Annotated in this window: 7 protein-coding genes; 3 read left to right on the top strand and 4 right to left on the bottom strand. The window is 72.0% G+C overall.

Features of this window, described 5'->3' with window-relative positions; genetic code table 11:
• Window positions 1-254: 254 nt before the first annotated feature.
• The 3 genes from ACIBU0_RS41220 (at window position 255) to ACIBU0_RS41210 (ending at window position 4,785) form a co-directional block, all read left to right on the top strand.
• A complete protein-coding gene (locus ACIBU0_RS41220; protein ID WP_398829197.1) occupies window positions 255-1,487 on the top strand; it encodes a sensor histidine kinase in 1,233 nt (410 codons plus the stop codon).
• Complete coding sequence (locus ACIBU0_RS41215; protein WP_398829194.1) at window positions 1,484-2,086, top strand: DNA-binding response regulator; 603 nt, start codon at window positions 1,484-1,486, stop codon at window positions 2,084-2,086. The genes ACIBU0_RS41220 and ACIBU0_RS41215 overlap by 4 nt, the downstream gene beginning before the upstream one ends.
• Before the next feature lie 83 nt (window positions 2,087-2,169).
• A complete protein-coding gene (locus ACIBU0_RS41210; protein ID WP_398829191.1) occupies window positions 2,170-4,785 on the top strand; it encodes an NACHT domain-containing protein in 2,616 nt (871 codons plus the stop codon).
• On the opposite strand, the gene ACIBU0_RS41205 is transcribed toward ACIBU0_RS41210, so the two are convergent.
• From ACIBU0_RS41205 to ACIBU0_RS41190, 4 genes are read right to left on the bottom strand one after another with little or no spacing between them, the layout of a single operon-like run.
• Window positions 4,724-8,233, bottom strand: coding sequence for an SAV_2336 N-terminal domain-related protein (locus tag ACIBU0_RS41205; RefSeq protein WP_398829189.1), 3,510 nt, complete (start codon window positions 8,231-8,233; stop codon window positions 4,724-4,726). The genes ACIBU0_RS41210 and ACIBU0_RS41205 overlap by 62 nt on opposite strands.
• 3 nt (window positions 8,234-8,236) lie before the next feature.
• Window positions 8,237-9,331 carry an AAA family ATPase gene (locus ACIBU0_RS41200; protein ID WP_398829186.1) on the bottom strand — a complete coding sequence of 365 codons (1,095 nt, stop codon included), beginning with the start codon at window positions 9,329-9,331 and terminating at the stop codon, window positions 8,237-8,239.
• Window positions 9,328-10,920, bottom strand: a complete 1,593-nt coding sequence (locus tag ACIBU0_RS41195) for a hypothetical protein (protein ID WP_398829183.1) — start codon at window positions 10,918-10,920, stop codon at window positions 9,328-9,330. Before ACIBU0_RS41195 ends, ACIBU0_RS41200 begins: the two co-directional genes overlap by 4 nt.
• Window positions 10,917-11,993, bottom strand: a complete 1,077-nt coding sequence (locus tag ACIBU0_RS41190; protein ID WP_398829180.1) for an alpha/beta fold hydrolase — start codon at window positions 11,991-11,993, stop codon at window positions 10,917-10,919. Before ACIBU0_RS41190 ends, ACIBU0_RS41195 begins: the two co-directional genes overlap by 4 nt.
• Window positions 11,994-12,067 lie beyond the last annotated feature (74 nt).

The following is a 12,067-nucleotide window of genomic DNA, read 5'->3' as shown; positions in this document are numbered from 1 at the left end:
TCTCCTGGTCGACTGGTGGGGGCCCCGACTGCTGGACTGGTCGGGAAGGGCTGTGGTGACATCTCCAACCTGCTGTGCGGAGCAGCCCACCAGTAGTGCCGAATCCCCCTGTACGCGCGTGGCGTTGTCACGTTCGCGGATGACATTTGTCATGCGGCCTGGTCCACAATGACCGGGTGGGGGACGGGGCGATCGAGCGTGACGCGGCGGGGCTGAGGAGCTTCCGTCGCTATACGTGGTGGACCGTGCCGGGCATGACCGTGTGTGTCCTGGCCTTCTTCGTCGGCGAGTGGGTCCTCGACGGCGACGTCCCGCTGTGGGCCCGCGGCCCGGCCGCCGCCGCGCTGGCGGTCGAGGTGTGGGCGAGCGTGGCCCTGCTGAGCCGGCGCCTGGCGCTCCTGCCGGTGCCGGACGCACTCCCCGGCCGACTTCCCCTGGGCGGGCTGATCGCCGCCGTCGGGGCCGGAGTCGTGCTCGCGGCCTTCCCTCTCGCCCTGCGCGACTACGGGCTGTGGCCGGTCGCGCCCGCCCTGGTGGTGGCGATCGTCGCCACGTACCTCCCGCCGCGCCGCAGACGACTGCTGATCGCGGGCGCGGTCGTCCTCGCACCGCTGCCCGGGGGCCTGGTCAGCCTGGTCGAGGGAGACGGGGAGGTGGCGTACGCCGCACTGTTCCCGGCCGGGCTGGTCGCCTTCACGGCCTGGGTGACGCTCGGCCCTCTGTGGGCCTGGGACACCGCGCGGCGGCTGGACGAGGCACGGCGGCTGGAGGCTGAGCTGGCGGTCAAGGAGGAGCGGCTGCGGTTCGCCGCCGACCTGCACGACATCCAGGGCCACCACCTGCAAGTCATCGCGCTGAAGAGCGAGTTGGCGGAACGGCTCGTCGAGGTGGACCCGGCGCGCGCCGCCGCGGAGCTGAAGGAGATACGGCGGCTGGCGGCGGACGCCCTGAGCGACACCCGGGCCGTGGTGCAGGGGTACCGGCGTACGTCCCTGGACGACGAGATCGGCAATGCGACGCGGGTGCTGGCCGCGGCCGGCATCGACGCGAAAATGACCCTTGATCCCGCCGCCGTGGCCGCCGGCCTCACCGACTCCGTCCGGCACCTCCTCGGTCTGGTGATGCGGGAGGCCACCACGAACGTGCTCCGGCACAGCCGGGCAGGTCAAGCCGAGGTCGACTACCGGATCGCCGACGGGCGCGCCTGCCTGCGGGTGAGCAACGACGGCGCAGGGGAGCACCCCGCCGCTCCGGACGGCACGGGACTGCGCACGCTCGCCGAGCGGCTGGGGGCGGCGGGCGGCGAACTGACGTGGCGCCGGGACGGTGACCGGTTCGAGGTCGCGGCCGCGCTGCCCGCGCCCTCACCGGAGCCGAAGCAGCCGCCGGAATCAGCGGAGCCGAAGCAATCGACGGAGTCCCCAGAGCCGTCACGACCGCAGACATCACCGCTGTCGCCGAACCCCGCGGACGGAGCCGCCCGATGATCCGCCTGATGATCGCCGACGACGAGGACCTGCTCAGAAGCGCCCTCGCCGCCCTGCTCGCGCTGGAACAGGACCTCACCGTCGTCGCCGAGGCGGCCACCTCCACCGAGGCCGTGCGGCTGGCCCGCGAGCACCGCCCCGACATCGCCGTCCTCGACCTGGAGATGCCGCCCGCCGACGGACTGCGGGCCGCCGAGGAGATCCGGGCCGAACTGCCCACCCGGATCGTCCTGGTGACCCGGCACGCCCGCCCCGCCGTCCTGCGCCGGGCCCTGGCCGCCGGCGTACGTGGCTTCGTGCCCAAGACGACCCCGGCGGCCCGGCTGGCCGAGATCATCCGTGACATCGCCGCCGGCCGCCGCTATGTGGACCCGGACATCGCCGCGTCCGCGCTGACCGAGGACGACTGCCCCCTCACCGACCGCGAACTGGAGGTCCTGCGCGCCGCCCGCACCGGCGCGTCGATCGCGGACATCGCCACCGAGGTCCACCTGGCCTCCGGCACCGTCCGCAACTACCTCTCCTCCGCGATGTCCAAGCTGGGCGTCCCGACCCGGCATGCGGCCGCCCATCGGGCCTGGGAGCAGGGCTGGATCTGACAGCGCTGCCTGCTGTCACTCGTCCGTGGGACGCGGTCGGCGAACCCCCGCAGGCGCCGTTCGCCCGCCCCGAGAATCCGGCCATGGGGACTGGTTGGCGGACTCGGCGGGTCGGCGCGCTCTATCTCGCCCTGTCGATCGGCGGCATGGCCGGGGCGGTGTTCATCGCCGTCCGCTTCGACCTGCGGATGGCTGAGACGGTGGCCGCGCTGCTTCCGTCCGTGGGCGGCATGTACCTGTCCTGGGCGACCTTGCGCGTCGACCGGGGCGAGCGGGCCGAGGGCGACGACCTGGCCCGGATCGCCGACCGTCTGGCGGTGGCCGTGCGGCAGCAATGGGAAGCCGAGGCAAGGGTGCGGCGCCTGAACGACCCCTATCCGCTGCCGGTCTGCTGGCAGGCGGCCGATTCCCGCTTCGGCGAAGCCTGGGCCTTCCTACGGGAGTTGGCCGGCGATCTGTCGGCTCCACGCTCCGGCTGGGCCTCAGGACCGGACGGTCTGAGCGGCACCGGCGGGCAGATCACGCAGGTGTTCCTGGAGCGGGTGCCGACCCGCCGTCTGCTGATTCTGGGCAACCCCGGCAGCGGCAAGACGATGCTGCTGATCCGCCTGCTGCTGGCCCTCACCGCCGAACGCGCACAAGGCGGCCCCGTCCCGGTGCTGTTCTCGCTCGCCTCGTGGAACCCCGCCGAACAGACCCTGGATTCCTGGCTGGTGGAACAACTCGCCCGTGACTACAGCGGTCTCGGCGATCCGGAGGCGGGGCACGCCGACCGCGCCGGCCGGGCCGGTGCCGCCCGGTCCTTGCTGGAACACCGACTGATCCTGCCGATCCTCGACGGCTTCGACGAAATCCCCTCGCAGTGCCGCGCGATGGCACTGGACGCGATCAACACGGCGCTGCCGCCCGGGCGCCCCGTCGTACTGACCAGCCGCCTGACGGAGTACGGCGACACGCTCGCCCCGGCCCACGGAGTGCCGGTCAAGCTCAGCGGCGCGGCCGCCGTGGAACTGCTTCCCCTCAAGGCCCCGGACATCGCCGCGTACCTGCAACGGGACGCAGGCGGCCAGGACACCGCGGCCGCGCGCTGGGACCCCGTGGTCCGTCTGCTCGGCACCGAAGCGCCCGTGGCCCGTGCGCTCACGAGCCCGCTGATGCTGTTCCTGGCCCGGACGGTCTACAACCCCCGCCCGGGCGAGCAGAACACGGCCCTCCCCCGCCCCGCCGACCTGACCGACCGGATTCGCTTCCCCGACACCACCGCCGTGCGCACACACCTCTTCGACGCGTACGTCACGGCCGCCTACCGACCCCACCCGAGGTACCCGTGCCGCTGGTCCGCCCAGCAGGCCGAACACGCCCTGCGCTGTCTCGCCCGCCGTCTGCACGACAGCACCGACCTGGCCTGGTGGCAGCTCCGCCGGGCGTTGCCGCCACGGTTCGCCCAAGTGGCGACGGGGGCCGCCCTCGGCGTCGTGGCATGGGCCGCCGCCACCGGCACGGGCAGGCTCACGGCGCTCCTCGCGGGCCTCGACTCCGGCTGGCTGACGGGCCCGCCCGCGGCCATCGTCGGGGGCCTCGCCGGAGGGATCGCGGGCGGCATCGGCTGCGGCCTCGTGGCCGGCGTGACCGGAGGTGCCGCCGAGGGCCTGACTCATGCGCTGGCCACCGGCCAGCTCCAGTGGCCGGCGGCCACCACGGCCAACGGGCTCGCGTACGGCTTCGCCGGCGGCGTCGTCGGCGCGCTGGCCGGCAGACTCGCCTCCCCCGGGCCCCGGCCCCGTCGCACCTGGGACCGTCGCATGTGCGCCCTCGGCCTCCTCACCGGGGCCACTCTCTTCTTCTCCTACCGCCTCAACCACGACCCGACGACCGCGGCCGTGGGCGCCCTGGCCGCAAGCGCGGTGTACGCGTTGGCGGGGGGAGCACTCGGCGACCGGTCGTCCCGCCTCTCCGCACGCCGCCCGAGCCCCGTCCCGACGGTCCGCGCACGGTGGGCCTGGGACTGGCGGGGCTTCTCGACGGGCCTGGCCGGCGGCTGCGCCATCGGCGCCACCCACTGGGCCGTGCTCAGACTCCAGTCGTCCGTGGCGGGCACGGCCGCGTACCCCGTCTCCACAGCACTCACCTTCTCGTGTGCCTTCGGCCTCACGGTGGGCATCGCCCACGGCCTCACCGGAAAACCGGCCGATCTCACCACCCCGACCGGTCCGGTCGGCCTCCTGCGGCAGGACCGGAGGACCTTCGCCCGGATGTGGCTCGCCGTGGGCCTGGCGACCGCCGCGGCGTTCACCGCCAGCTACGGCATCGACCACATCGTCCAGGGCGGTCTCTCCTACGGCCTGGGTCGCGGCACCACGGACGGCAGGCCCATCTCGATGACCCCGGCGCACATCCTCGACCGGGGCCTGGCCTACGGTGTCAGCGTCGGCCTGGCGTCGGCGCTCCGCCAGAACGCCTGGTGGTACTACACCCTCACCCGCCACCACCTGGCGGCACACCACCGCCTTCCCCGGGACCTGACGGCCTTCCTCGCCGACGCCCACGAACGCCGCGGCGTCCTACGGCAGACAGGGGCCGTCTACCAGTTCCGGCACATCGACCTCCAGCGCCATCTCGCAGCACCGGAGCGGCCCCTCAGGGGGCTTCCAACAAGTCGTCGTAGCCAGGCGGCGGAGAGGTCGGGTCGTCGTACATGAGCTTCAAACCGCGGGCCCATTGCGCCTCTTCCCTGGAGGCGGCCAGCTCCCTGCGCAGCGCCAGCACCATGCTGGGCAGCTCAGCGGCACCGGTCAGGGCTTCCACTGCGCTGTGAACGCCGCTGTGGAACGCATCGGGGGCCACCGTGGCTGCGTCCCTGCCACGGCGCCACAGGACGATGGGATGGCCTGTCTGCCAGAGGGCGCGGAGCGCTGCGTCGTCGCTGTGGGAAAGGACGGGGAGCGTTTCTCGCGGCAGAGCACGCAGTGAGGCCAGGTCGTGGACACGTGGGTCGAGTACCTTCGGGACTGGTGGACGGCGGTGCAAGGTGTCCCAGCGCTCGAGACGTTCGTCGTCCCATCTGCTGACCTCCCCCATCCCCAACGGCTCCCATGGGCGTTCGCCGCACCGGACGACGACCGGGCGGGTGGCGCCCAGCGTCATCGCGCCGGCGGAGTCCAGCCGCCACGCGTCGACGTCCATCGACAGCAGGTCCGCGGGGAGGACGACTTCCAGGGTGGCCGGCCGATCAGGTGCGTCGCACCACCGGAACGCCTCCGCCAGCGGGGCTGCGACGCGGGCGTGCAGCTCAGCCCGAGGGACCATGTCGCCTTCAGCGAGGCGTAGCGGTGCCTCATCCCTCTGGCGGACTGAAACCGACCAATCGCAGCGGTCCGGCTCCCAGCCCCGGGAGAGAACCTCGAGCAAGGCGGTTTGCCGGGGCTCGCGCACACGAAGTCGCCCGTGGTACTCCTCCGCCAGCATCTGCCGGACGGCCCGAGGCAGTCCTGTTCGATCAGCGAGGTCCCTCGTCCATGCCCACAGCTTCCCTTCGACTCCGCCGCTCGCGGGGGCACTTTCCTGCGCGGTGGCGACGCTCACGGCGTAGCGCAGGACGGCTTCCAGCCGGCCGACGCCCGGAGCGTCGTACAACAGGCCGAGCCCGTCGCGCCAGGCCCGAGGCGCCAAGGTGTACCAGCGGTTCTCGGCCAGCACCCGGACGAGGCGCTCCACGCTCGCGGGGCTCGCCGGCGGCGGGACTTCCGCCAACAGGCCCAGGAGTTCGATGCGCTGGTCGGGGGTGAGGACGCGGCCGGCCGCCCCGATGTCGCCGAGAACGTCGCGCCAAGTGTCGTTCTCCGAGTCCTCGCGGCGGCGGGCTGCGTGATGACGGTCGTGGGCGCGAACAACATGCTGGTACAGGTCCCCGGATTCACGCCGCAGTTCTGTCACGGGCACCACGAGGTCTGCCGCCTCGCCCCGGCGGTGGACGCCGAGGACGCCGATCACCTCGCCCCTGGACACATCGACGACCGGGCCGCCGGCGGCGCTCCGGTACGGCGCGGCACCGTGCCCCAGGAGCAGCGCGGCTCCGGCGCCGATCCGGCCCCGGACCCCACAGCGTCCGCTCACCCCCACCTCACCGTCCTGGCCGCGGATGCGGCCTGCAAAGGCCACCTCGTCCGGGGGAAGCTCCAACGTCCGTTCGGTGAGCCAGACGCAGGTGTGTGCGGGGGGTTCCGACAGGCGGACAAGGGCGAGTCCGGAGACCGACACGTTGCCGTACCTGGCTGCGGGCTGCGTCCATTCCACGGTGCCGTCGAAGAGCTGACCACCGTGACCGACCCGGACCTCGGGTCGTGCCCCGTCCGGCACGACCTCGGCAGTCGTGAGCACCCAGCCCGGTGCGACGAAGAAGCCACTGCAGAACGGCGGCGATCCGTCCTCGTCCGGGTAAACGCTCACCGTAGCCGCTCTGGCAAGCGCGATGACCCGTCCCGCTCCACTACGGCGTACCGGACCGCTTTCGCTCGCCGTCCTTTCTTCCCTAGGCGGCGCCGCGACCGCCTCGGTCAGGGCCTCCGAAAGCGCCCTGTGCTCCTCACCGAAGCTCGCCAGCACCTCGGCTGCCACGCGGGCGAACGGGGCGCTGTCGGCCGGGATGCGCCAGTCGCCGTCCGCGTCGGCCGAGGGGACGAGTGCCCGGAAGCTGAGGCTGCCCCCGAATCGCCGGGCGACCTTGCCGGACACCTGGCTGAGTACGTCCAGCACGGTCAGCGACTCACGCCTTGTCAGCGTGCCGAGCAGCACCTCGCGCACCCCCGGCCGGAAGTCGTACAGCAACAGGTCGGGATCGTCGTCGCGGCCGAAGTCGCCCTCCACCGGGACGATCAGCCCGGAGAGGAAGACCTCGGCCAGGTGCGCGGAGTTCGACCCGGGCATCATCGCGCCCTGGACCAGCCGCATGACGGGCAGTACCAGTGGGGTCGCGGCGAGATACCCGGCCAGCTCGAACGCGCCGGCCGATGCCTCGCAGCGGAAGCGCTCGACCAGCTTCTCGGCATCGGCGCCGATGGCCGGCTCGGTGCTCTGTCGGGGCTGTCGTTCGCTCGCTTCCCGGCCGACCGGCATGGCCAGCAGAGGTGTCCAGCCGTCGGCCTTCCCCGCGACCACCTTCGCCCAGGGCTCCACCCAGTCGGGGGCCAGTTCAAGCACGGGAACCCAGCCATGAGCTCGACGACCGCGCTGCCGCGACCGGAAGAGCGCGGTGGCGTTGCCCTGTGCGACCGAGCGGGCCGAGACGGGTTCCGTGGTGAGGCGGGTGCGGTGCCAGAGCCTGTGCGGCAGCGTCTGGAGGACGGCCACCGGCTGGGTCCGCGACCAGCGATGGAGCACCGTGTCGAGGGCGGGGCTGTCCCACTGCGGCCCCATGCCGTCGGTGAGCAGGAGAATGAGCCGACGGCCGGTCGGATCGGCGAGGCGTTCCGGCGCGACGCTGCCCTGCGGCGCTCCGTGCGGCGCGCGCCGCGACCAGGAGAGCCTCGGTGAGCCGCCTACGGTGTCGAGACGCAGGGTGCGCACGACACGGAAGGCGCCGTGCCCTTCGAGCAACGACTGCAGTTCTCCGGCCAGCTGACGCCAGATCACCATCGACGGCCCCGCGTCGATCACGAGGTCGACCTCGAAGTGGCGTTCCTGCCCCGGCTTCCACGTCGGGAGCAGCAGGGCCGTCTCCCCCGCGGCCCGTGCCGTCGCCTCCTCGTCCAACTGCCTTTCGGCTGAGTTCCGTACGCGCTTGAGCGGGCGCAGGGCTCGGGCCAGCGCGCGCATTTGGGCCGACGCTCTCTCGCGGCCCAACCGCACCGGAAGGGCTGCGCGGGTGTTCGTGGGCCGGCCCGTGTCGTCCCGCCCGGGTGGCAGGGCCGCGTGCAGAGGGGGGTCCTCCGGGCTCGGGCCGGGGGCCGGAGCGACGGCGGAGGCCGGTGGTGGTGCAGTCGGTCGCTGCGGCCGCCGTTCCGGCGACGGCGGGCCCGGTACGGGATCGCTGCCGGGCTGTGCCTGGCCGGCAAACCGTGCGATCCACAGCACGTCGGCCAAGTCCTCGGCGGAGGCGTCGGATTCGTCCGCCAGAAGTCGCCTGAGGCTCGCGGCCAGTTCTTCGTCCACCCGTCAGCCTTCGTTGAGCGGGCGCAGGAGGTGGTCGACGACCAGTGCGCGTTCCTCCGGGTCGTTCCAGACGTGCTGTGCTGCCCGTACCGCGTTGAGGAGCTGGTCGCCCGCGAGTTCGGAGCCTTCCTGCTCCTGCCTGCGCAGGAACTCGTCGATCAGTGCCTCCCGCGCCGATGACACGGGACTGTCGGGCTCGGGCAGGTGGGTGGCGAGCAGCCGGGCGAGTTTGTCCCGGTCCGGGCGGCGGATCTCCAGGCGGATGCAGCGCCGCAGGAACGCCGGCGGGAACTCGCGTTCCCCGTTGCTGGTCATGACCACCACGGGAAAGTCGTGACAGCGAACCTGGCCGCGCGTCAGCTCCACCCACCCCTCTGGGTCGGCCGTCATGACCGTGGCCGTGCGCTGGTGCAGCCGGGCGAGTTCGAGGACGGTGAACTCGCCTTCCTCGAAGACATGGAGCAGATCGTTGGGAAAGTCGACATCGCTCTTGTCGATCTCGTCGATGAGCAGCACCCGCGGACGGCTCCACGGGAGCAGGGCCGTGCCCAGCGGACCGAGGCGCAGATAGTGCCCGACGTCCGGCGGTTCGGGTGTCGGTGCCGCGTCGCCGCCCTTCGGCTGCGTGTCCGCGAAGCGTGCGCGCAGTCCGACATCCTGAAGGCGTCCGATCGCGTCGTACTCGTACTGCCCTTCCCGGAGGGTGGTGCGGCTGCTGACGGACCAGCGCAGCACGGGCCCGAGCCGGAGTTCCCTGGCGATGCTGTAGGCAAGTGTCGTCTTGCCGACGCCCGGCGGGCCGGTCACCAGGAGCGGCCGACGCAGCAGAAGCGCCATGTTGACGAGGTGGATCTCCTCGCGTTCCGCCAGGTAGTGGGCGGCGCCGCGGTTCCGCCGTCCACCGGGCGCCGCCTTGCCGTCCGGCGGATCCAGGAGGACCTGGTCCGCCGCGCCGGTGAAGGAGCGCCACGTCGGCGGTGGCGGCAGGCGACGTATGCCGTCATGGGGCTCGGTGGCGCAGCGGTAGATCCACCAGTCGGGCGCCGCGTCCGGCGGCGTCTCCGGTGCCGAGCGGCCTGCTGTGCCCTGCGTGGTCATGCCCCTGATCCCCCCGTCCGTGTGGGCACGCTCAGCGGCCCTTCTCGCTGGACGCAGTCCGGATCGTCCCAGAACAGCGTCAGGTGGTTGTGCATGTCTGACTCGTCGTCACGCGGGGCGCTCCGCCGCCACTGCCGCAGGCGGGCAGGCAGGTCGGCGAACCGGTCCTGCCCGGACTCGCGCAACCGTTCCGCGAGTTCGGTGGGGTCTCCGTGGTCGCGCCGCCAGACCATGAACGGCACGCCCTCGCACACGGCTTCCTGGAGGGCGAGCGCGCACCGGGGGTTGCCGTGGTCGTACGAGAAGGCGAGGGCGATGCCCGCGCTGTCCGGGTGGTCGTCGAGCCAGGTCCTGACCTCGCCGTCCCGCCCGCGCAGATACAGCACGTCCCCGTGCTCTTCGAGGGCGGGGGCTCTCTCCAGTGCCAGCCAGCCGACCAACTGTTCCGGTCCGCACGCCACGCCGGAGTTCCGCAGCACCGTCCATCGGCGTTTCCAGTCGCGGTGCCAGGATCGCTGCCGTATGCGGTCCAGCGATCGCACGACCACCGGGTACTTGTGGCCGAGCAGGTACCCCTGGTCGTCGGTCAGCCAGCGCTCGACGGGATGGGCCAGCAACGACCAGGGCAGGAGGAACTCCACGTGGGCGTGGTCCGCCGCGTCCAGTCCGATGACCAGGTCCTCCCACTCCACCAGGCACGTTCTGCCGCACTGCTGCAGCTCGCGCACGGTGTAGACCCGCTCGCTCCCTCTCCTCAAGGGCCGGCACAGCCCTTCCTCGGTCCAGTCGAACAGGGCGGCCTCCACCGCGTACTCCTGTTGGCCCGGAGCGCTCTCGCTCAGCCGGATCTGCAGAACCCGGCGGTCGGCATGCGGCAACACCGCGGCCGGCCGCCCGGCCAGCCCGGCGCGGACGTCCGGCGGGAGCCCCAGTTCGTCGGCCGCGTGCAGGACGTGACTGCGCAGCACCTCGGCCACATCCTTGGCTGCGGATGCCGCCAGCTCGGCCAGGAAGCGGAGGACGACCGGCGCGGCGTCGTCGAACGCGGCTCCGGTTTCCTTGGCGTCGTTCAGCCTTCGCACCATGCCGGACACGTCTTCGGTCCCCCGCAGACCGGAAGGCTCGCCCGGCAGCAGGGCCCGCCGCAGTGCGTCGTGTGCCGCGACCAGCGGCACCGTCGTCTTCCTCGCGTCGAGATACTCGACGATCGCCCGGAGCCGTGTGCCGGAGAGCCGGCTCTCCGGGGCCAGTTGTGTGACGACCTCGTCCAGTTCCGTCATGGCGAGCTCATCACCCCGCAGAAAACGCAGTGTGTCCGCGAGTGCCCGCAGGGCTCTGTCCCGCTCCTGGGCGCGGTCGATCGCTTGGACCAGCGCGAGAACGCGGTTGCGGGGGTCGGCGTGGTACTGCACGGCGAACCGCCCCAGACGTTTGCCCAGCATGAAGCAGACCTGCCGGAAGAACTGCGGGTCGTCCAGATCGGAGAACGCGCCCAGCGCCCCGCACAGGCGTTCCAGGTCCGCCGCGTTCCAGCCGCGTCGTCTGCCCTGGCCGTCGTCGCCGCAGACCCCCGCCTGCGCGCTCTTCACCGGTGTGCTCCGATGAGCTCTCGCAGTTCGGTGGTGGCCGCCTCGTCGGGGCGCAGGGCCGTGATCGCGTCACGGAAGGCCGCGAGGGCACCCCGGGCGTCGCGGTGCGAACGGCAGCGTTCGACGATTTCCACCAGGTGGTCCCGAGGATGTTCCTTGTACGCGGCCGAGAAACCGCTGCCGGGCGACAGGGTACGGCGCATCTGGCTGACGATCGTGCGTCGGAAGGCGGGGTCCTCCATGTCCGGGATCCGTTCGGCGACCGCTACCACGGCGAACGTGTCCGGGAAGATGTAGGAGTCGCTCCGGGCGGCGTCCTCGCCCGCTGTCGGGTCGGCTGGGGAAGTGGAATCCGCCGGTTTCGTTCTCGACGGGGGTGGCAGTCGGAGCAGACGCCGCAGCGTCGTGTACGTGCGATGTGTGTGGCTGTCGGGACGAGCAATGCCGAAGTGGTCTCCGGGCAGGACAGCGGCGTCGGGGAACGTGCCGCGTGCGGAGGCCGGAGTGACGATGTTGTCGGTCTCGCCCGCATAGACCGAGAAGGGGATCGGGCACGTGTGCGGCGTCACCTCGCGGGCGTTGACGATGTCCCTCAGAACGGCGCGCTGGGTGTCGGCCACCTGCTCGTCGAGCGGGCGCAGCTCACGCTCCTGCGGGTTGTTCCGCACCAGGCGACGGCGCAGGGACAGGGCGATCTCCGAGCCGTTGTTCGGACACGCCAGCATCACGACCCGGTCGATGCGGGCCAGATCGTTTCCTCGTCCTTCGGCCGTCATTCTGGCCAGGTGGCGCTGCACGACGAGGCCGCCCTGGCTGTGCGAGACCAGCACCAGACGGCTGAACGGGCGCGCCTCGGTGTCGAGGAACTCCTTGAGGCTGTCCGCGATGGTGTCGAAGCCCGGTATCCGGCGACGTGCGTCGAGCGTCCACAGGCTCGTGGAGTAGGCGAAGGGAAGTGTGCCGACGAAGGCGAGACCCTCGTCCGAGCCGATGAGCCTGCACAGTGGCTCCCACATCTCCGAGGAGGAGTTGAACCCGTGGACGAGCACAACTCCCAGGCCAGTTGCCCCCACTCCTGCCCCTCCGCCGCATGAGCTTCGTGCTGACAAGCTACCCAGTTCGGCGGGCGCGCGTACGGAAAACCGCT

It is taken from the genome of Streptomyces sp. NPDC049627 (genome assembly GCF_044465645.1).
Taxonomy (GTDB): Bacteria; Actinomycetota; Actinomycetes; order Streptomycetales; family Streptomycetaceae; genus Streptomyces.
This window is presented reverse-complemented; position numbering and strand designations above follow the sequence as displayed.